This window comes from Anaerotignum propionicum, from assembly GCF_024461735.1.
GTDB lineage: Bacteria > Bacillota > Clostridia > Lachnospirales > Anaerotignaceae > Chakrabartyella.
In genome coordinates this window covers 213,704-233,144 of sequence record NZ_JANGAD010000001.1, presented here as the reverse complement: position 1 = coordinate 233,144, position 19,441 = coordinate 213,704, and the positions used below count along the sequence as shown (strand labels likewise).

At 41.1% G+C, this 19,441-nt stretch carries 25 protein-coding genes; all 25 read right to left on the bottom strand.

Annotation, left to right across the window (positions count from 1 at the left end; all coding sequences use genetic code 11):
• The 25 genes from NE558_RS01255 to NE558_RS01140 all read right to left on the bottom strand — a co-directional run bounded on the left by NE558_RS01255 (nucleotide 1) and on the right by NE558_RS01140 (nucleotide 19,433).
• Nucleotides 1–924: a hypothetical protein gene (locus tag NE558_RS01255; protein WP_256148100.1), complete on the bottom strand. Its 924-nt coding sequence runs from the start codon at nucleotides 922–924 to the stop codon at nucleotides 1–3.
• Between the two features lie 17 nt (nucleotides 925–941).
• On the bottom strand, nucleotides 942–1,481 hold the full coding sequence (locus NE558_RS01250) for a phage scaffolding protein (protein WP_256148099.1): 540 nt from the start codon (nucleotides 1,479–1,481) through the stop codon (nucleotides 942–944).
• 176 nt (nucleotides 1,482–1,657) lie between these two features.
• The gene (locus NE558_RS01245) at nucleotides 1,658–1,822 is read right to left on the bottom strand and encodes a hypothetical protein (protein ID WP_256148098.1); all 165 of its coding nucleotides are present in this window, start codon (nucleotides 1,820–1,822) and stop codon (nucleotides 1,658–1,660) included.
• A gap of 25 nt (nucleotides 1,823–1,847) precedes the next feature.
• On the bottom strand, nucleotides 1,848–2,042 hold the full coding sequence (locus NE558_RS01240) for a hypothetical protein (RefSeq protein WP_256148097.1): 195 nt from the start codon (nucleotides 2,040–2,042) through the stop codon (nucleotides 1,848–1,850).
• On the bottom strand, nucleotides 2,039–3,541 hold the full coding sequence (locus tag NE558_RS01235) for a minor capsid protein (protein ID WP_256148096.1): 1,503 nt from the start codon (nucleotides 3,539–3,541) through the stop codon (nucleotides 2,039–2,041). The genes NE558_RS01240 and NE558_RS01235 overlap by 4 nt, the downstream gene beginning before the upstream one ends.
• Nucleotides 3,531–5,057 (bottom strand): phage portal protein, encoded by a 1,527-nt coding sequence (locus tag NE558_RS01230; RefSeq protein WP_256148095.1) that lies wholly within the window; start codon nucleotides 5,055–5,057, stop codon nucleotides 3,531–3,533. The genes NE558_RS01235 and NE558_RS01230 overlap by 11 nt, the downstream gene beginning before the upstream one ends.
• Before the next feature lie 4 nt (nucleotides 5,058–5,061).
• On the bottom strand, nucleotides 5,062–6,294 hold the full coding sequence (locus NE558_RS01225) for a PBSX family phage terminase large subunit (protein ID WP_256148094.1): 1,233 nt from the start codon (nucleotides 6,292–6,294) through the stop codon (nucleotides 5,062–5,064).
• The gene (locus NE558_RS01220) at nucleotides 6,281–6,739 is read right to left on the bottom strand and encodes a terminase small subunit (RefSeq protein WP_256148093.1); all 459 of its coding nucleotides are present in this window, start codon (nucleotides 6,737–6,739) and stop codon (nucleotides 6,281–6,283) included. Before NE558_RS01220 ends, NE558_RS01225 begins: the two co-directional genes overlap by 14 nt.
• 65 nt (nucleotides 6,740–6,804) lie before the next feature.
• Nucleotides 6,805–7,548, bottom strand: coding sequence for a copper amine oxidase N-terminal domain-containing protein (locus tag NE558_RS01215; RefSeq protein ID WP_256148092.1), 744 nt, complete (start codon nucleotides 7,546–7,548; stop codon nucleotides 6,805–6,807).
• A gap of 567 nt (nucleotides 7,549–8,115) precedes the next feature.
• Nucleotides 8,116–8,544, bottom strand: coding sequence for a hypothetical protein (locus NE558_RS01210; protein WP_256148091.1), 429 nt, complete (start codon nucleotides 8,542–8,544; stop codon nucleotides 8,116–8,118).
• An 11-nt stretch (nucleotides 8,545–8,555) separates the two neighbouring features.
• Complete coding sequence (locus tag NE558_RS01205) at nucleotides 8,556–9,812, bottom strand: phosphoadenosine phosphosulfate reductase family protein (RefSeq protein ID WP_256148090.1); 1,257 nt, start codon at nucleotides 9,810–9,812, stop codon at nucleotides 8,556–8,558.
• Nucleotides 9,813–9,887: 75 nt separating this feature from the next.
• Complete coding sequence (locus tag NE558_RS01200) at nucleotides 9,888–10,262, bottom strand: hypothetical protein (RefSeq protein WP_256148352.1); 375 nt, start codon at nucleotides 10,260–10,262, stop codon at nucleotides 9,888–9,890.
• Entirely contained in the window at nucleotides 10,234–10,656 is a 423-nt protein-coding gene (locus NE558_RS01195) for a hypothetical protein (RefSeq protein ID WP_256148089.1), read from the bottom strand. The genes NE558_RS01200 and NE558_RS01195 overlap by 29 nt, the downstream gene beginning before the upstream one ends.
• Nucleotides 10,657–10,666: 10 nt before the next feature.
• Complete coding sequence (locus tag NE558_RS01190) at nucleotides 10,667–11,062, bottom strand: RusA family crossover junction endodeoxyribonuclease (protein ID WP_256148088.1); 396 nt, start codon at nucleotides 11,060–11,062, stop codon at nucleotides 10,667–10,669.
• Nucleotides 11,059–11,289: a hypothetical protein gene (locus NE558_RS01185; protein WP_256148087.1), complete on the bottom strand. Its 231-nt coding sequence runs from the start codon at nucleotides 11,287–11,289 to the stop codon at nucleotides 11,059–11,061. The genes NE558_RS01190 and NE558_RS01185 overlap by 4 nt, the downstream gene beginning before the upstream one ends.
• Before the next feature lie 300 nt (nucleotides 11,290–11,589).
• Nucleotides 11,590–13,623, bottom strand: a complete 2,034-nt coding sequence (locus NE558_RS01180) for an AAA family ATPase (protein WP_330643338.1) — start codon at nucleotides 13,621–13,623, stop codon at nucleotides 11,590–11,592.
• The gene (locus tag NE558_RS14540) at nucleotides 13,590–13,793 is read right to left on the bottom strand and encodes a PriCT-2 domain-containing protein (RefSeq protein ID WP_330643337.1); all 204 of its coding nucleotides are present in this window, start codon (nucleotides 13,791–13,793) and stop codon (nucleotides 13,590–13,592) included. The genes NE558_RS01180 and NE558_RS14540 overlap by 34 nt, the downstream gene beginning before the upstream one ends.
• A gap of 27 nt (nucleotides 13,794–13,820) precedes the next feature.
• Nucleotides 13,821–15,401: a DEAD/DEAH box helicase gene (locus NE558_RS01175; RefSeq protein ID WP_256148086.1), complete on the bottom strand. Its 1,581-nt coding sequence runs from the start codon at nucleotides 15,399–15,401 to the stop codon at nucleotides 13,821–13,823.
• Nucleotides 15,402–15,419: 18 nt separating this feature from the next.
• Nucleotides 15,420–15,920: a DUF669 domain-containing protein gene (locus tag NE558_RS01170; protein ID WP_256148085.1), complete on the bottom strand. Its 501-nt coding sequence runs from the start codon at nucleotides 15,918–15,920 to the stop codon at nucleotides 15,420–15,422.
• Between the two features lie 12 nt (nucleotides 15,921–15,932).
• Entirely contained in the window at nucleotides 15,933–16,082 is a 150-nt protein-coding gene (locus NE558_RS01165; RefSeq protein ID WP_256148084.1) for a hypothetical protein, read from the bottom strand.
• Between the two features lie 15 nt (nucleotides 16,083–16,097).
• The gene (locus NE558_RS01160) at nucleotides 16,098–17,246 is read right to left on the bottom strand and encodes an ATP-binding protein (RefSeq protein WP_256148083.1); all 1,149 of its coding nucleotides are present in this window, start codon (nucleotides 17,244–17,246) and stop codon (nucleotides 16,098–16,100) included.
• Nucleotides 17,246–18,535, bottom strand: a complete 1,290-nt coding sequence (locus tag NE558_RS01155) for an ATP-binding protein (RefSeq protein ID WP_256148082.1) — start codon at nucleotides 18,533–18,535, stop codon at nucleotides 17,246–17,248. The genes NE558_RS01160 and NE558_RS01155 overlap by 1 nt, the downstream gene beginning before the upstream one ends.
• Before the next feature lie 31 nt (nucleotides 18,536–18,566).
• The gene (locus NE558_RS01150) at nucleotides 18,567–18,827 is read right to left on the bottom strand and encodes a hypothetical protein (RefSeq protein WP_256148081.1); all 261 of its coding nucleotides are present in this window, start codon (nucleotides 18,825–18,827) and stop codon (nucleotides 18,567–18,569) included.
• A 62-nt stretch (nucleotides 18,828–18,889) separates the two neighbouring features.
• Nucleotides 18,890–19,213 (bottom strand): hypothetical protein, encoded by a 324-nt coding sequence (locus NE558_RS01145; RefSeq protein WP_256148080.1) that lies wholly within the window; start codon nucleotides 19,211–19,213, stop codon nucleotides 18,890–18,892.
• The gene (locus NE558_RS01140) at nucleotides 19,197–19,433 is read right to left on the bottom strand and encodes a helix-turn-helix domain-containing protein (protein WP_256148079.1); all 237 of its coding nucleotides are present in this window, start codon (nucleotides 19,431–19,433) and stop codon (nucleotides 19,197–19,199) included. Before NE558_RS01140 ends, NE558_RS01145 begins: the two co-directional genes overlap by 17 nt.
• Nucleotides 19,434–19,441 lie beyond the last annotated feature (8 nt).

Sequence of the window (19,441 nt, the reverse complement as noted above, 5' to 3'; positions counted from 1 at the left end):
TTAAGCTTTGGTGTCTTTGATATTAACAAACAAGGAATTCTTCTTGTTATCTAACACCCAAATATCATGATAGCGTCTGTAATCCATGCTCCATGAATTTGCATTCTGATACGTCTCGGGTGTGAAAATCCTCATCTTATCCTGCTTTGTCACAGCAATTGGAGACGTCCTGGCCACTATAATGAAATTAATATCTTTTGCTGAGGTTCCTTTAATATATCCGCCTGCTTCCTGCCCTGCTGTTTTGCCATCATACAAAGTAATTGCAGTATACATACGGTTACTGGGCACAGCAATTAAAGGGCAGCCATCAATCTGTGGCACCTGGGTGTTGATACCCCCCTGGGCAAAAGTCATTGCTGTCAATTTCCCTAAAACAGCTTCCTCCACAGCACCAATCACATCATATGTAGCAAGAATATCAAGCTCTCCATCATAGCCAGCAGAACGAATCGCCTTAATACCCTTTTTAATCTTGTTAATAATATCATTTCCCACTGTGTAGCCATATTCAACTTGCGTATCTCCCGCCACACCCATGGCAGTTGTGGCAAGTTTGGAAATTCTGTATGCGTCAATTTCAGGAACAAGTCTTGTTCTCTGGAATTCTCCCATGACATCACTAGCATTAGCAATAAAATTGGTTTCATCTACATCCATAGCATCAATAAGAAATTTTCTACCTCTATCTTGCGTCATAGTTAGTGTTTGGTAAACAAGAGAAACGCTACCGCTTGTGTAACCATTCTCTCTTGAATAATCACCAAGGCCCTGCACACTCATTTTAGGGACTTTTACTTCATTACCCCCACTATATTTCACCTTGCCGCTATTGCCGTCCATAAACCCTGTTTTCAGCGTTTGAATAGCTAATAAATCCAAATTTGTTTCAAAAAGTTTTGCATATTCTAATACATTTGGCATCCTTTATATCTCCCTTCTTATTTCGTAATAACTCCCATCGCCTGTGCAATTTGCGCATTAATCTCTGCTACACTACCGCCACCTGAGCCACCACCCGATTCAAATCCCGTGCCCAGTGTTTGAGTCTCTTCCACATCAAACAAATAGCCGTCTGACTTTTTCAGCCCCTCAAGGTCAAGGCCTTCCAAAGTGCCATCTTCTTTAAGCTTGATTTTATTGCTGTCTAGGAGAGCCTTAATTGCTTTTGGATTTCTGCCTTTTGCCTGCATAATGGCCATATCAATGGCGCTGTCACGTTTAATGTTGGCAACATCGGTGTTGTATTTCGTTTCCCAATCACTTGCATCTTTCTTCAGCTGCTCAACGTCAACCCCATCAAACTTTTTAATGGCGCCCTGCAAAGTTGTGATGGTGGTATTGGCTGTTTGCAGCTCTGTCAACTTTGTGGTATGGGTTTCTTTGTCCACATACCCCTTTAGCTCCTCCTCACTGGCAGCAGCTACTTTTTTTGCAGTTTCTTCGTCTAAACCCAACTTGATTAAATCTTCCTTCTTCATATGAACTCTCCTTTCTGTATCACGCCCACGAAAAAAGAGCCTGTTTAACGTCTGTACTCTAAGACGAGATAAAAGGGATCACCTCCACACTAGAAACCCATTGGTAACTTTCTCATTTTGGTATCACCCCCTAATTTATTATATGAAAAAACCACTCAAACGTTTGTCCAAGTGGTTTACTTCACAACATTATTTATTTGGTCTAACTTTACGTCAATTGTATCCCAATCAGCAGGAGAACTGCCAACATCAACCAAAAAATCAGTATCACTGAATTTCTCAACAACACATCCAACTCTGCCATCCTTAAGTTTGACTATATCATACTGATGTATCTGCATTATATTTCACCTTTTGAGCAAGCATTTAAGAAACAACTTCCCATTTGCCGCCTTTACTGCTTCCATCCAAAGGCGCAGGATTTTTCCGGGCGTATAAATAATCTTCCCCGCTGTCATCGATAACCCGATAATAGTCATCATCTTCAATGGTGGCCTCGTAAATATTTCCGTCTGTTAATGAATCCACACCAAAACTTTCACCTATGTATCTAAGTTTCATTTCCTTGCCTCCTTTCGTGTTTTTAGCTTCATTTCATACTGCTTACCGTTCAACTCATACCAGTGAACATCAAAAATATACTTTTCACTCTGCACTTTGCCGGCTTTCTTCATCCATTCCCCTACGGTCCCACCGTGTCTTTCTATTAAGGCGAGTTCAACACGAATAGGTATTTCTGTTCCAAAGCCTGCAATCACTTTGCTTGCTTTAATTACAGCGTGGTTAGGAATGAAGTTTTCTTCTTCGTTTAAAATATATGAAAGCTGACTTTGCAAGAACTCAGAGCCTTGATACGTGGTTTTTAACAGGTTCCATTCATCAGGATTATTATACTTCATATTCCGAAACATATCAAAGGATTTAATCACATCACTGCCAAGAACTCTTTTGTAATTTTCATACAGCTTTTGGTCAAAGTAGAGATTTCTGAGCATTCTTTCCTGTTTCTGTATGTTGGGATTTGTTTTTACATACTGTTCGTACCAATCAGCATACTTTATATCCGCAGGTAAGAAATGAGTTTTTTCGTTTTCACCTCTGGCAGCTCGTTCTTCTCCATAGGTGAATTCATCATCAAAGTAGGGGACTGTGGTACTACGGCAGTACACATGCAGAGGGGGTGCATTCAGTCCTACTTTATACTCTGATCTGTTGAACACCTTACCATCCATACTACGGCACAAGCTGCTGGTTTTCAAATCCAAAGTTGCCACAAACTCATATTGCTCGACTTCTAACGTTTGATAGGCATCTAAGCGGGAGGCAGATGCAAAGTAAGCACTCTCTGTTAATACCAATCTTCTAGCGGCATTCTTAGAGGATTTTAAGGCTCTTGAAATATCCTTTACTATCCCGTCCAAACCCTCACCACGAATAATACCTTGCGTCAGCCTCGTTTCCAATTGATAAAGAAGCGTGGTTCTATCATCGCCCCATATTCTTTGTGAGAAATTTTTGCCATCAGGCGCCCAGGGCTTAGACAATACCTTTTCAAGCTTCGTGGCATCCAACACAGCAAAAGCGTTGCCTGCGCCGATACCTCTTTGAATTTCATAAACCGTGTGATAATACCCCTGTTCATATGTTTTTTCTAATACTTCGTGGATTTTCTTTTCTTTCTCAGTCTCAAGCAGTTCAATTTGTTGTCGCATTTGGATCTGTAATGCTTTCAGACGATCCATGCGGTAAATGGTGCTGGCGTTCTCCAATTCTTTCATCCATCGTTGGTCTATGGCATTTTCTTTGCCTTTTTGAATGTAATCTTCTAGAATAAGCTGAAACTCCTGTCTTTGGTCAGAATCAAGAATTTTCTTAGCATCTGCATAAGTAAGTTCATTTTCTACCGCAAACCTACGGTAAAACACCTCAATCTCTTTCTGGATGTTAGATATAGCCACATCATAGCGTTTTTCTATGTAAGGGATACTCTCCTCGCCGATATGTAGCAGCTGTTCATTAAGGGCTTCAAATCGTCCCTTCCAATACTCACTATTCCTCACCGCCATCACCTAAATTCTGATATTCAGCATACTTTTTAATGTTTTGCTCTTCCTGCTGTTCTAACTCAATCAGCTCTGCATTTACATCATCTACAAAGGGGTGCTTGCTCAGCAATGTTTTGTCAGAAACAATGCCCTTGCTTACTGCTATCATCTGTACAGTTTCCAGATCATTTGTAATCATGGTCTTGTTAATAGATAGCTGGATATCTGAAACGCTATAATCCGTACCACTTAGCCTATTGCAATGGTCAGTATAAAACCAGAGTAATTCCTTGATTGCTTTTTTGAGTTTAGCGGAAAGAGCATTGGCCTTTAGATCCAACAGAGTATATCTAAACTTCAAACTAACCCCTGATGGTGCGTTACCAAATTTTTCAGAATCAGTATCAATCCCCTGTCCAAAATGATAAATGTCTCTACGCAACATTTCTAGGTATGCTATCCTACCCTCTACAGGAAGGGATACCTGCTTTGCTTCAACCTTCCCTGCGGAATCGTTGACATGCACTGCCCGATTGATGCGCAATCTTTCAGCTATGGCGTTGGCTGTCTCACCACCATACCCTTGGATAACCCAATATAGCTCTACTAAATCCAAAAAGTTATTTGTGCCTTCACTGGATAGTAAGTCATATGCATCAATTAAGCCTTTTATGGCTTGTAAATCTGTAGTTGCTTTACTATTGTTGCGCAAGATGATAAATGGTACCCTGCCCCACGAATGCTTCTCTCTTCGCTTTTCAAACCCATTCAGCTTTGTAATATCCCACCAATGGGGAGCGGGATTATATGGCCTCTCCATATCCTTGATAAATCGGTGATTATCTATTTCGGTGTAGTAGGTTACCTCTGTTTTTGTCCACCATTCCACTCTTTTTCTAAGATATTTCTCTTTTCCTTTAAACACAGTAATATCATAGTAGCGGACAACTTCTTGTAAATCTGTTTCATGCACCGAATCGTAAATCGGTATGATTTCGTTTGCCGGTGCAATATTGTACCGAAATTCTCCTGCTTCGTCATAGTAAACGTGAACGCACTCGAACCCCTTGTTGCTGGTCCCGATAACCCAATCCGAAAGCAGCTCATTAAATCCCTCATCGGCAAACTCTGACAAAAGACCTTCATAAGCCTTTTTTCCACTGTCCTTTTCTGCCCCTATAATGGAAATGGTGGGCTCCCGTCCAATCAGATAAGAGGCTTTCTGATCAACCAGAATCTTATGAAAAGGATTTACATTATGGTGATTGCTCCTATTTGGATTTACAAAGGGGACTCTGCGCCCCCTGGTAGTATCTTCGTATTCATTTTCACCCTCGGAAATAATTGTTTTCTTAAAATCCTTTTGGAGGACATCGTGCTCACAAACATAGTACTTCTCACCCTCTTTCATTAGTTGCTTTTGTGGGCTTAAAATATCGTCTCTGAGTAATGCCTCAACAATCTCACTATCATTCAATTTACTACCTATAGTCAATCTCAGATTAATCAAATCGGTTTCTGTTAAAAACACATTATCACCTTATCCTCACGTTTCTCATATCCATTTCACGACTGTAGCGAACAGCGTCAATGCTGTGATTATCCTTATCGGGGAATTTCGCTTTGAACCCACCATTGTTGTCTTTTTCTAGTTCATAGGAATTAAATTCCCTTGCAGTATTAGGACATCGTACAGGATCAATGATAATCTCCTCCAAATCCTGCAACCACTTGATTCCATATTCCACACTGTCAGGACCCTTTTTTGCGCCAATTACCCTGAGACCATATTCTGATACCTCTGCAATGCTTTTCGGCTCTGCACTATCACAGACAATCAATGCATTGCTCTTATTCTCCTGCTTGACTAATTTAGCCGCCTTTCGGTTGCTCAAATTTACAAGCTGGATTTCCCGGAAAATATAGAGCCGTCTTCGGGTCTTATCATAATGGTTGACTGTATAATGGAATGGATCCGTAGCGTATCCCCAGTCCAACCCTCTGGCGATTCTATCGAATCGTTTTATCTCTTCATCAGATATTTCTCGGATCGTAAGGTTATGGAATACTTCGCCTCCTGTACCGGTTACCTCTCCAAGATATTCATGTTTATAAGCATCCTCATTGACACTTTTCAAATGTTCAGCCTCAATGAAAAACTGTTTCCCCAACCAATGTTCGGGCACTTGCAAATAAGTACTGTGGTGTACAAATTTATCATCCTTCTTTTCAAGGATTTCTTTGTTCACCCAATTTCTCTGGCTTTTAGGCGGGTTATAGGAATAAAAAACGCAGAAGCTTTCGCCTCCACGCATTAGACTTTGATTGATTGTTCTGATTTCTTCCATTCCTGCGAACTCATCAACTTCCTCATACCATATGTACTTGCAATACCCATGGCGAAACTTAGTTGACTTAATTTTCTTTGGCTTGTCAGCACCTCGGAAAATAATCCTTTGCCCTGTAGGTATGTATATAAGCTCTAACGGGCTTAATTTTGATTGCCAGTAATTTTCTACCCCAAGCACCTTTATGGCCCATTCTAGCTGCTCATACACGCTATCTTTAAGGTTTAACCCAACTTTACGCAGAGCTACGCAATTGGCATGCGGATCCTTCATAATTCCTAAAATAATTTCAACAGACGCAAAAGAAGATTTCGTGGATCCACGGCCACCATTTAACCAATAATGGGTATACTTTTGCAGTTTTAAGTATTGATGTACCTCATAGAAAGAAGGTGCAATCACGCTATCAAGTTTTATCATTGCTGTCTCCTTTCGGGATATTATCAAGAATCTGTACGACCGAGCTGCCTTCAACTTTCACTTTGTCGGTAAAAATTCCGTAGCGCTTGCCGAGAAGCTCAGCAGCTTTTAATCGTTCTTTTTCGTCCGGAGCCTTTTCGATTCTCTTTGCCTCCGAATACCCATCTCCACACCCTTCGACTACAACCATCTCTGCCTTACTTTCCCCACGCAGTACCATCGTTAGATATTCCATAACCTCCGTTGCATTTGCAATCTTAGCATTAGATATTTCCTGAAGCTGTTCATCTATATAGTTTTTGACGTTAACATTGGTTAACATTCTACTCGCAGCTGCTTTCGCCACATCATCTTTCCTTACATTCGGATACGCCACTTTATATGCTCTGGTGGCATTAAGGTCAATTAAATATTCATCTGCAAATCGTTTCTGTTTTTCGGTCAATAATACCACCTCACTTTCTTCGCATTAAAAAAGCACCTATCAGATAATAAGTGCTTTCTGTTCAACTATTTTCGCTTGAACGATTCTATCATATTTTCTAATTGTTTATCTGATTCACTACTATCTTTTGTACTGCAATACATTACAAAAACAATGTTTGCTCCAGACTCAATAAAATAACCAGATTTTACTTTCACATTAACTCCGTTGTATTGTTTTTCAACATTTATATCAACTTTTTTGCCCTTAATATCACCAATTGTAAAATTCTTTTTATTATACTTATTACTATTACTATCAATAGCTTTATCAGATTTTAGAAATCCAGTTAAAAAACCATCAATTCCTCCATTCTCAAGTTCGTCATACTCTGTATCACGCCAACTTTCCATTAAGATAACTCCGTCATTAAGATAATAGGTAAATGACTCATCAGCTTTCTCTTCTTTCCATGTTTCTGGAACTGCAAAAGATAGGTTACCAATAGTTCTACTTACTGTTTTCATCTCTGATTTATTTGCAATTTGGCTTGCCTCACCTAAAATTACCGTCTGCGTTTTACTATCCCATTTTACATCCTTGCCAACAGCCTCAGCTACCGCTCTAACAGGTAAATAAGTTGTCCCCTCATATGTGAAAGGCTCCTTGCCAGTTTTTAGCTCCTTACCATCAATAACAACTTTAATGTTATTGAAACTGACTGGAATGTTCATTTTGCTCTCTTTTGCGAAAGCAGTGGGTGCAGTTCCAACTATTAATGTTGCAACCATAGCTACCATAATCATGTCTTTCAATCTTTGATATTTCATCATAACCCCTCCTGTTTTTTCTTCACTCTATAGTCTTCGACACAGAACAGTAAATTCCTACCATTTGTCGGAAATAGTTTTGTACAACAAATGAAAAAAGTATACCCTAAGGCCTCCTTAATCAAATATCTATCTATCGTACTCAAATGGCTTGCCACACTTTTTACAATGCTTGGTTCCGCTCTTTGACCATTGTGCTGGGGCAAGTGTTTTCCCACAATTGGGGCACCTCCGATAGAGGAAACTAATAATAACAGACAACATTGCAAACACTATCGTCACATAGCACCAGAACAAAGGAATTGATGGTGAATAGAAAAAAAATGAAGCTATCCAGCAAGAAACAGATAGAATCATAAGAACAATACACGCTCTTGCATAAGACCTTTTCAGCACACTCCCACCCCCAAAAGTATTTTAAATATTATACCATATTTTACAAATATATCAAGAAAAGGCACCAGCTTTCGCCAATGCCAAATAGGAGGTGTTGTATTGATTATACACTTCTAACTAATACCATTGTACTATATTGAAAACGGACATGCAGGACAATTGAAAAATAAATTAAAATCTTTCAAAATTTTTCCTAACACTTTCACCGGTTGCATTCCCCCCCATCTTATCTGCAACGGCGTTCCATGAAAGCTTATCAATAAACCTGTATCTTATAATCCGCCTCATACGGCAGTCTTCAATGGAATTTATGTATTTCTCAACTTCGCTTACCAACTCCACTACTCGCTTTTCGGAATTTCGCAGCTGGGATCTATAGCGGTACAGACGATCCAGTTTTTCATCCAGACAAATTACAGGAAAACCTTCAATACGGATATTTCCAATGGTACCATCTTTCCTTGTCCCCCTCACAGAATCTAATACCGTACCGCCTGCCTGTATGCGTTCTATCTGCGATTCAGTTTTTAGAATTCTGCGTTGCAAATCCTCAATTTCCGCTTGAAGGTCAGCGTACTGCGACAATAATTCTTTCTCCAACGCCACCACCTCTAATCTACATCCCCGTCATACTCGCTCATTGTCGTTTTATCCTTCACAATCCCAATATCATCAAACGCACATGGGCTGATTTCCCCAAGCTGTTCCGCATCCTTGAAATAATCCATTTTGGAAATCTTGCTTCCCTTCACCCTATGGAGTTTCATAATTTCATTTCCTAATCCTGTTTTCAGCATATACCCCTTCCATAGTCGTGGATGGGTTTTCCGCAGTGCCGCCATATGATTATTTTTAAATGCAATATCCGTTGCACAACCCACACACCCATTTCTTTTAATCTTAACCATGCGCCCCTTCTCGTCCTCATATTCAATATCGTAAAGAGGAGAATATGGCACATCGTATCTGTGTATGTACTCCCATATATCATCGTCTGTCCAGATCGCTATTGGCGAACAATGGAAGAAGTCTCCACAGTGAGGACGCTCAGATTGGAACAAATAACCTCTCGTGGCAAAATTCAAGTTTCGCATCTGGCTTTCACAGGCCATTAACCCCTTGAAAATAACGTCAACCATAAGCTTTGCCTGCAGCTTCTCGCTGGGCTCTTTTTTTAAAATGGCACAGCAGTGGTTGCTTATTTTTACCTGTCTCAGCAAATCATAATATTCCAACAGCTCCGGATCCTCACTTGCAGAGGTTGAATATTTCAAAAAACAATCTATGTTAATTCTCCGTGCTGTTAATTTTCCGCTGACAGCCTTCCCCAAAATCGGGTACCCGTACTGATCAGCGCACCAAAAATAATTTTTTCGGGTACCGGCTTTCCAAATGAGATTCCTCCGTTTGAAATCTTCGTACATTTCCGCAGGGCACACTTTTTGCAAAATGCCCGTCGACTTAAGCTTTCCGTCTTTTTTTAGCACAAGGTCAAGCTGTTTCGTATCCTCCAGCCACTTCAAAACCTCACATTGCGCCTCATATTTCAATTCATCCTTTTTCAATTTTTCCGGCTGTGCTTCAAAAAAATCATCACCGCCCCATTCCTCGCCCAACTTCCGGGCAAAATTAAGGCTTTCCGGAAACTCAACCCCAGTATTGCCGAATATGATGTAATACTGCTTTTCAGGGAAATGTGTCTTGATTAAATGCCAAAGAACCGTGCTGTCCTTCCCGCCGCTAAACGCAATAGCAGGATGGTGCTTGCTCGCAGAAAATCCCTCTTTAATTTCCCGTACAGCCACCTCAATTTTATAATCCAGGCTTTTCTTCTGTTCCTTTGATATATTGCTAAAATTCATAAACATTTTGATTCACAGGAGTAAACAGCTGTTTTCGGTCGACCAAACCTCTTTACTCCTTTCTTGTTTTTTCAATACTCCTTACTCATTATGTGGTATTGCAATCACCATCTTTGTTTTCTCCTGAATATCCTTCACAATATCGCCCCAAGTCACCATATCCTCAAGGAGACAGTCCACTTTGCTATTAAACCTATCCCTAAAACGATTTAACCGCACTGTACGGAAATCAAACTCATCGTATAAAACATGAATGGACATGGCCAACATTGTGGCAATCGTGTGCTCCTTGATAGGGGCAAGTGCTTTTTCCAAATCCTTTTGTGCTAACGGTGTATGTATATTACTAACCCCCCGAAACTTTATTTCCTTCTCCAGCGCTTCGATACCGTCCTCTTTTACAATTTTCAATGCAAGGGCAAGGCCGTCATTCCTGCCCCTGCTGTAATCCGCCATTTTCACTTTCAGTCCCCCTTTTGATACGCTTGTCAAAGTAATCTACCACACAGACTATGACGTCCTTGTACTCCTCATTTGGTTTTATTTGACCCATACCTTTTATCAGACAGTCACAAGCCTCTTCTAACCGACTCTGTCTAAGCTGCCATTCCGTACTAGCCATTACTACCCCGATTTTTTCAAGTGCCTCACAATGCTGACAGGCCCCTTGATAACTTTCACGCATGAGCAGCTTTTGTGCTGAAGCTTGTTCCTGAGATATACTGCCCTGGCGAAAATGAAGTATCAATTCACAAAAGTCAATCAGCACATCATTTTCCAGCCACGACAGATCCCCCGGCTTTGGAATATCCCCAAAAGCAATGTTTTCTATCTCATCAAAACTCCTCACGCCTATCGCCTCACAATTCTTCAATGCGTATGTATATTCCGGGCGGATCGTTCCAAAACTTTTCGCTTATCTCCGAAGCCACCAAAGCATCATCCGTCCAGTAGCGAAGATCCGTCATTACGTCTTTCAGCAGCTTTTGCAAATTATCTGTATCCGGCTTTGTTATTTTATACTCGCCATTCTTATGTTTCCCGTCACTAGGAAAACACCACTTTGTAATTATCCTTACTGCGCCGGTATATTTCTTTTCCGGAACATGCTTACTCAAGTGAGCCGCTAACTTTGCCCTTGCCTCCTTAAGCTCAGGTGGTTCATAAAACATCGGTTTACCATTCACCACCCGAACTTTCTTTTCTTGATGTGTACAGGTAGGCGGCACCATTGCCATGAAAAACTCAGTTATCATAATTTGATTCCCTTCAATGCACACATAGTGCAAACCGCCTTAACCTTTGGTTCTGATTCTATTATCTTTTGATGTGCATTAGATACCCAACATTCAGTATCACAAGCCGGGCATGTTGTTTTTCTCCAATCCGAATGTTTCTTATCCGCATCGGGTAGGTTACTTACAAGTGGCATGCATAATATTCCTGCATCGCCTTTTTTGTGAGGCCCAATTTTAATATCCATTCACTTCACCCCTTTAAATTGTTAAAAAATAATTCTTAAAGTATCCTATTGTCAAAGTTCAGGGAAAGTAGTCGTCGTGCGTAAGCTATCGCACGACTTCTTTTCCCCTTTGACCGACAGGGAAAAAAGCTATATATATTACGTAGTAATATATGTTTTTTTCTTCCCTCGGGAAAATAACGCAAATCATGTTTTTTTCCGTCTTTTTTGCCTTGTTGAAAAAAACGTTTGAAAAATTTTCTGACCTAAGGAAAATAACTTATATAATGTTTTCTTCCCGATTTGTGAAAATAACATATATCATGTTTTTTTCTTCCCTACCTCACTACCTTCAATCCAGAACCCACCATGCTCTTTTAATCTGTTTCGGACTGTTTTTTCACTGGTACCCATATACTCTGCCAAGTCATTGAGTGTTATTTTACCGTTTATTCCGCACGCTTCAAATGCATTCTCAAGGGACTCTTTTCTCTCTTTTGCCTTAACATCTTTAGATTTTCTGTTGTTCATTGCTTGTTTCCAAGGCGGCTGTTCCGACCCAGGCTGAATATCATTTAAAATCCCTACAGTATCGAATTTATGTATCGGATAATCAAACCAAAGATTTACCGGTGCAAACTTCGGAAACTCTCGAAGGGTACCTTCAATACGCCATGCTGTTACTGTAGAAACAGCTTTTTTTGCAAGCTCAATGTCTCGTTGCAGACCGTCTTGTTCTTGCTGTGTAAGCAACCGTTTTGCAATATCCTGCATGCGTACCTGACTGCATCTATCATCCTGAGAAACTTCATCCTCATACTCAGGTGCATGATTTTTCAGCCATTTATCGCATACAGCACACACCGCTTTATTTTCCTCCTGCTTCTTGATTGCATCCGTAAGATCCAATTCAATCAAGTCTAGGAGGGCATCAGGGTCACGGGCAAATACACCACTTCCCGAAGCTCTATCCATACTACGCTTATTTCCCTGACTGCCTTTACTATGATGATGGCAATAAATTACCGCACAACCCAGTTCCGTACAAACCTTGTCAAACTGATTACAGAAATGGGCCATCTGATCTGCGCTGTTTTCATCCCCTGTAATTACTTTGTAAATAGGGTCAATGATAATGGCCACATAATCCTTCTTCGCAGCCCTACGGATTAACTTGGGTGCCAGCTTATCCATAGGAACAGACTTCCCACGGAGATTCCATATATCAATGTTGGCTAAGTGATTGGGCTGCCATCCTAACGCCGTATAAACATCCTTAAAACGATGCAAACAGCTTGCCCTATCTAATTCCAGATTGACATACATGACCCTGCCTTGGGTGCATTTCCATGAGCACCATTCCTTACCTTCAGCCATGGCACAGCATAACTCAATCAAGCTGAAAGACTTACCCGCTTTTGATGGACCTGCAATTAGCATCTTGTGTCCTTTACGAAGAATTCCTTCTATTAAAGGCTCTGCCAAGTCAGGAAGCTTGTCCCATGCATCAGCCATGCTCTCTGGCTCGGGCAGCTCATCATTCATACTTTCAATCCATTCTTTCCAATCATTCCAGGATTCTTTTCCTATATCTTTTGCAACTAAGAATTGCTTTTTGCCGTTACGCAGCACACCGGGCATTCTGCTTAGACGGGAAGGGTTTCGGTTCTGGCTATCAATTTTCAAGCCATTTTTCTGACACACATCATATAAGTAGTCAACCCTTTTACGATATTCGTCATAGCTTCCTGCCTCAATTTTGACTATGGCATGGAGGCTTTTCCCACCACTGTGCACCAGGCATGCAACAGGTAATTCCAGTTCACGAATAATGGCATTTTGGCGCTCAATCTCCATGGTATCTGATTCTACCAAGGCATATCTAAACTCAGTAACATTGTCATTCTTAACTCCTTTACCATCTAGGGGATTAAAACGAATCCACGCACCTGCCTCCGTTTTATAATCACCAAGGACAGAGCCAATATCTCCATTACAGTTAGATAATGCTTCCACCAACTGCCCTGCCGTTCTATCATAATTCCCAGCGCTAGGAAGGTACCGTCCATCTTTCTCCCAGCTCTGGGTGACATAGCCCACATTTTCGGAGGCTTCAAAAATCGTTTCTAGGTATGTTATTAACTGCTGTGCAGGATTCCATGCATCCTCCGGTTCTTCTACTTCCTGATTTTCAATCCAGTTTTTATTAATGATAACTAGGTCCTCTTTACCACCGATTTCCCCGTCCCATTCAATTTCATAGCTGTTCTTTTCAGGGGACCAGCCTTGGTCTTTTGCCATTTGTACTATGGTTCCTATGGTTACTGGCTTTGGTTTCCGTGAAAGCCATCCCATTTCTTTTGGCATTCTCCAAAACGGTACCGGTGCATATCTCGAGCACTCCATTGATCCCATACCTCTACGGCATAACCGCCTTCTTTTAACGCCATTCCTACCATGAGCCAATCTGTATACTCAAGCATGGCAGGCTCAATATAGTCCAAAATTTCTATTAAATTTGTCATAAAGCAAAGTCCTCCCATGCTTTCACATTACTTCGGTTTATATGTACTAGGTTCAATATCACGAGGAATACGCCAACCATTTCCTGCAATCCGATCTATTAAATTCTTGGCCGTACCAAAATCCCACGTTCCTACATGAGTAAAGCCTCGGCCTTCCAAAAAACGGATTTGTTTTGGTGTCGTTAATCCTTCCGTTCTACGCTTGTCAAGGCGTTCCAATAGCTTTGTGGCCTTACCTGCATTATCAATTTCATCAGGCATAATCCCCAATTTTTCCAAGGTCTTTATCTGCTTATCTGATGGAGGAGCCATTTCCCATCCAAAAGAAGGTACGTAGCTTGATAAATCCTCCGCCTGTATAGACATTTCAAATTGGAGAGGATCCACCAACTGCTTTTTGCGTTTCTTCATTTCTTCTAAGCGTTTTGCCAAAGCTTCTTCCCTTTGTGCCACAACATCCTCCGAAGCTTTTTCTTCTGCCTCTTCAATATCCACAGCACAGCCGGCTATCTCCAAATTTTCAGTCATTTTTTGCGCAACTTCCGCATTTTCGCATATCAAAGAAGCTGGCCGACACAATTCATGTTTTTCAGTGTGCCACAGGAAATCCAATAATAATAAATGGTCTTTTCCTTCACATAATCGGGTACCACGCCCAACCATCTGACTATATAAACTGCGTACCTTCGTTGGCCGAAGAACTACAATACAATCCACACTGGGGCAGTCCCAGCCTTCCGTTAATAACATAGAGTTGCAGAGCACATTATATTTATTATTCTCAAAGTCGGCCAATACTTGCTCACGGTCTGTACTATCCCCATTTACCTCTGCCGCACAAAAGCCCTTCTCATTTAAAATGTCCCTAAACTTTTGGCTTGTCCTAATCAAAGGAAGAAACACCACCGTCTTTCGATCCATGCAATACTTACTCATTTCATCAGCTATCTGATATAAATAAGGATCCAAAGCTGTTCCAATATCTCCAACCTTATAGTCACCTGATTGTGTACCTACACCAGTCAAATCTAACTTTAATGGGATTGTAAGGGCTTTGATGGGAGATAAAAACCCTCCCTTAATTGCTTTTGGTAGGGTATATTCATAAGCAAGGCTTTCAAACACCTGCCCCAGGTTCTTCATATCCCCTCTATCCGGTGTAGCCGTTACACCCAAAACACGGGCGTCTGTAAAGTGTTCCAAAACCCTCTGATACCCATCGGATAAACTATGATGGGCTTCATCAATGATAATGGTGTCAAAATATTCAGGAGCAAATTTTTCTAGCCTCTTTGGACGTTGCAAGCTTTGAACAGAGCCAACTGCAATACGAAACCAACTCCCCAGACATGTTTCCTCTGCCTTTTCTGTTGCACACCCTAAGCCGGTAGCTTTGGCAATCTTGTCTGCAGCTTGATTCAGAAGCTCTCCACGATGGGCCATAATAAGCACCCGATCACCTTTTCGCACGCACTCCTCAGCAACCTTAGCAAAAACAATAGTCTTACCACACCCGGTAGGGAGGACAAGGAGTGTCTTTTGCACCCCGTTGTCCCATGCTGAAAAAATAGCGTCCTTGGCCTCCTGTTGGTACGGTCTTAATTCCATAACCACCAACCCCTTCTATTAAAATCTACCCGCTGTAAAGGATACTTGCTGTGGTGGAGCCGCATTGCCAGCTGTGTTTGTAGGTGTTCCTGGAGCTGTGTTGGTAGGCTCATAAAACTTTTTAATTTTATTGCTCTTTCGCTCTACCTTATCATCACCTGTCCAACTATCCTGGTAAACCCTGCAACGACCTCTCGCACCAGTGACAGCATTCCAGTTCATCGTTACCTTTTCACCTTTCTTTTTCTGTCCAATGGATGTAAAGAAAGAGGAAAGCATTGTTTCCGTCTTACTATGTAAAAACAGGTTATGGATAATGGATATGCTACCCTCAGGGGAGTCAATCTCTAGGGTTAAAATCGCCTTATTGCATGGTGGTAATTTTTCACTTCCCTGATGTCTCCCTCGTTCAAATTTCACAACCTTAAAATCATAGTCCCCTTCTGGCAGCAATATAAAATCACTGTCTTTTTCAATAGAGTCATTCCACCCTAATTCTCTTTCCACTGCATCTGACATTTATGTACCTCCTTATTTTGAAGCTTCTTCTAAACATTTTTGAAATTCTTTTGCTTCCTCACAACTATCACAATCATCATCACATGCAACATATCTGTCATGAAGTGGGCAAAAGTGTAATCCTTGCTCTTCCGCTAGTGCTTCACGTAACCATTCTTCCATACAAAACACTCCTTACTAGTATGGTATTTCATCAACTTTTGTTCTGTTTTGCTTAATCATTTCAAATACTTGCGGCCAAGCGGCTACCAGTACCCCAGAAACAAATCCCGGTTGGTATTCATCGTATTTTTCAACAGGAACATCCAAAGGGAAATACCCTCTTGCCGCCACAACTTCTTGAATTTCTTCGCAGGTAACATAATTAGTTACCATTAGATCTTTCAAAGGCTTTGGTAAATGATCAAATCCCGAAGTTTCAAAAGGATTCTGTTTCGCCTCTGATTCTGATACTGGTAAAAAAGAACTATCTTGCTCCTGAGCCAGCATATCTGATTGCTTCGGCTGTTCTTGCACTGTAGTTTCCTGTGTAAATTGCATTTGCTCCATAGGTGGCATTTGTTGCATTTCTCTTGGTTGTGTTGCCATAGGTTGCGCTTCCACCATAAAGCAATGAGCAATCAAGCTATAGTCAAATGGCATTTCTGCAGGTAATCCATGGCGGTTCTTTGCATCCCAGCATGGATGATGCACTGTATGCATAACCCGCTCACCGCCCTGGGCTTTATGCTTTTTACCATCCTTATCAGTAGCAACAGAGTAAGTTTTGTAGTTAGCAAACAGCACCATATCTGCCCATTCTTTCACCAATGGTGAAGTCTGTGAGGATGTCTTTTTTCCAAGCTTTAATTCATATCTGTCATAAGCCCCCATTTCGTCAGGCTGTTCAAATTTACGAATCTGCGCATGAGCAGCTAATACTACATGGATTCCCAAGTCCACCACATCCTCTAAAAGATTTAGGAATCTGCCAAACTCTTCTTTGGTATATACATAGCCGTTACCATAGCCAAAATCTTCAATACCCATTTTGTTGTGCCTTGCACAAATATCTTCAACACAAAGCTGTTCCGCCCAGTCCACGGTATCTATGGCAAGAGTTTTGCAAATATGAGGGTTTGCCTTCACATATCTAACCTCTTCCAGCAACATAGTGAAACTTGACGGCTTCGGTAGCCTTGCCACATCCATATGCTTTGTGCTGCCTTCTGTGTCAATAAATAACACACCCGGAAACTGTGCCAGAAACGTACTTTTTCCAATCCCCTCAGGACCATATACAACAACCTTTTGGGCACTTTTTAATTTACCCGTTGTAATCTGCATTAAAATTCACCTTCCTTCCACTTCTTCGCAGGAGCTTCTTGCACAGGCTGACCAACCACATACCCGTCCTCAATGACAATTGAGCACTCCTCTCCTTTACTTACCCTTGTAGCAATCACTTGTAAGCCTTCCCGTTCCGCCCACTGGGCAAACTCATTAATGGTCTTGGTATCCATCTGCTCCAATTTATCCAGCAATACAAAGCCACAATTCGGATTAATTTTCCGTACAATGGCAGTTGCTACCTTTAACTGTTCACTACCTGACATGTTGTCCCACTTGAAACCATTAAAAATCAGCTCTCCATTTTCTACAGATAGCCCTTGTAGGGGAAGATTAGCTCCTTGCAAAAGGTCTGTTTTGGCTTTTCGAATATCCTCAATCTGGGTAGTAAGGGTGGCATACTGAGCCTCATACAGCTTTGCATCATCCTCAGCTTTTTCTTTATTCAAGTTGCAACGCACCTTATTATTGATTGCTTCAATCTGCAGAATGTTGTTTTCTAATTCTGCAGTAGATGCATCCTGAAGCTCACTGGCGGACTTTTTAGCAATTGCAATATCAGAAATCAATTGATTTTCCTGAGCAATCAATTGATCCAACTTTTCATGTAACGAATGGATTTCATTTCGGACTCTCTGCGCCTCAGTCTCTAAGCCGCCCAAACGGTCACGCTTTCGTTGGTTTTCACCATTCTTGGCAAGAATCTCCTGCTGTTGTTTAATCAAATCGGAAACTGAAACAATATCCTTTGGTACACCGTCGAAGTATTCCATTTCATTGGCATACTTCTTTTTCTGATCTGCAATACGCCCGATTGCTAATCTCTCGTTGTAACAACGTTGTTCCTGGTCCTCAAACTGATGAAGCTTGTCCCCTACGCCGATAATTTGTAAAAGTGTATTTGCTTTATCTTTGTTGCTGGATTCTATAAACTTGGGTAAATCTAAAGCAAAGGTCTCAACAAATTCATTTAATAACTGCTGACCGCTTTTATTTCCACCTGGATCTGTAACCTTTAAAGTACTATTCTTGCCTGTACGTTCCACCACAAGTCCATTGCTAAGACTTATATGTAAGTTGGGCGGTATCACTGAACCCTCTCTATATGGATTGGAAGGTTTATATTTATCCCCACCTAGCACCCATGCAATGGCATCCAACACTGAGGTTTTCCCCTGGCCGTTGTCACCGCCGATAATGGTTAAACCACTCACTGTGGGTGTTAGCTTCACAGCCTTCACACGTTTCACATTTTCAATTTCCAGTTCATTTATTTTTACTGGCACGATTATTCCTCCTATTCCAAATCCGCAAACGTTAGCGATTTAGTTGATTAGCTTCATATAAACATTTTTGAATCCTATGGTATCCATACAAAGAACAAATTGAATTTTGACGCATTAATCTTCTCTTCCAACGGTGAAAACTAAGGATATTCTTCCCTCTATATTCAGCAAGTATTTCTTGCCTAATCATTTCCAACTCTCTTACTTCGTCTGACGTAAGTTCGGATTCAAGGAAATGTTGTTTGACTGTTCCTGTTTGAACATCACTCAAATTCCTATATATTTCTGACATATTGAACCTCCTTTGCTGAGTCTCACGCATTGACAAATTCATAATATTCTGGTATTTTAAATTTACACGTTATGTATTTGTCCCCTTATGGAATTGCCGTTCCTTGGGGACTTTTTTATTTTCTTTTCCATTTTATAAACTCCGGGTACTGATACCACCAAGAAGGAAAAAATAATAATCCATTTCAGTACAATCCTGTGCGGTAAAGCACATTCAACCGCTGCTATAATACCAAAAACAATCACTGCATAAAGTAGCCATAAAGCCGCTACCTTAATGCTTATAACAAAAATGGCATGTCCTTTCCGCTTTTCCTGCTTCATACGGCGTTCATTCTTTCGTCTGTCAGCGTTGCGGTATATCGGGTCATTATGTATATTTTGCATGCTTGTCCTCCCCCTGTATCTTCTTACTTTCCCACCAGCTGACGAACTCGTCTTTATCGATTCTCCACACTGCATGATTGCCTGTGCCTATTTTCCTTGCTGGGAACTCACCCGCTCGGCTTAACTGCCGCAAGCGTTCGCTACTGAAACCTGTTAAGGTAGCTGCAAAAGCAAGGTCGAAAATTATCGGGACCTCCTCCCAGCTTTTAGTTGTTTTCATTGAATCGC

Excerpts from the sequence above, each read along its gene's own strand:
- NE558_RS01205 (WP_256148090.1), bottom strand. The coding sequence starts at position 9,812 with ATGTTTATGAATTTTAGCAATATATCAAAGGAACAGAAGAAAAGCCTG.
- NE558_RS01180 (WP_330643338.1), bottom strand. The coding sequence starts at position 13,623 with ATGGGATGGCTTTCACGGAAACCAAAGCCAGTAACCATAGGAACCATA.
- NE558_RS01185 (WP_256148087.1), bottom strand. The coding sequence starts at position 11,289 with ATGGATATTAAAATTGGGCCTCACAAAAAAGGCGATGCAGGAATATTA.
- NE558_RS01255 (WP_256148100.1), bottom strand. The coding sequence starts at position 924 with ATGCCAAATGTATTAGAATATGCAAAACTTTTTGAAACAAATTTGGAT.
- NE558_RS01200 (WP_256148352.1), bottom strand. The coding sequence starts at position 10,262 with ATGGCGGATTACAGCAGGGGCAGGAATGACGGCCTTGCCCTTGCATTG.
- NE558_RS01150 (WP_256148081.1), bottom strand. The coding sequence starts at position 18,827 with ATGTCAGAAATATATAGGAATTTGAGTGATGTTCAAACAGGAACAGTC.
- NE558_RS01215 (WP_256148092.1), bottom strand. The coding sequence starts at position 7,548 with ATGAAATATCAAAGATTGAAAGACATGATTATGGTAGCTATGGTTGCA.
- NE558_RS01175 (WP_256148086.1), bottom strand. The coding sequence starts at position 15,401 with ATGGAATTAAGACCGTACCAACAGGAGGCCAAGGACGCTATTTTTTCA.
- NE558_RS01240 (WP_256148097.1), bottom strand. The coding sequence starts at position 2,042 with ATGAAACTTAGATACATAGGTGAAAGTTTTGGTGTGGATTCATTAACA.
- NE558_RS01140 (WP_256148079.1), bottom strand. The coding sequence starts at position 19,433 with ATGAAAACAACTAAAAGCTGGGAGGAGGTCCCGATAATTTTCGACCTT.
- NE558_RS01190 (WP_256148088.1), bottom strand. The coding sequence starts at position 11,062 with ATGATAACTGAGTTTTTCATGGCAATGGTGCCGCCTACCTGTACACAT.
- NE558_RS01160 (WP_256148083.1), bottom strand. The coding sequence starts at position 17,246 with ATGCAGATTACAACGGGTAAATTAAAAAGTGCCCAAAAGGTTGTTGTA.
- NE558_RS01225 (WP_256148094.1), bottom strand. The coding sequence starts at position 6,294 with ATGATAAAACTTGATAGCGTGATTGCACCTTCTTTCTATGAGGTACAT.
- NE558_RS01145 (WP_256148080.1), bottom strand. The coding sequence starts at position 19,213 with ATGCAAAATATACATAATGACCCGATATACCGCAACGCTGACAGACGA.
- NE558_RS01245 (WP_256148098.1), bottom strand. The coding sequence starts at position 1,822 with ATGCAGATACATCAGTATGATATAGTCAAACTTAAGGATGGCAGAGTT.
- NE558_RS01170 (WP_256148085.1), bottom strand. The coding sequence starts at position 15,920 with ATGTCAGATGCAGTGGAAAGAGAATTAGGGTGGAATGACTCTATTGAA.
- NE558_RS14540 (WP_330643337.1), bottom strand. The coding sequence starts at position 13,793 with ATGACAAATTTAATAGAAATTTTGGACTATATTGAGCCTGCCATGCTT.
- NE558_RS01165 (WP_256148084.1), bottom strand. The coding sequence starts at position 16,082 with ATGGAAGAATGGTTACGTGAAGCACTAGCGGAAGAGCAAGGATTACAC.
- NE558_RS01250 (WP_256148099.1), bottom strand. The coding sequence starts at position 1,481 with ATGAAGAAGGAAGATTTAATCAAGTTGGGTTTAGACGAAGAAACTGCA.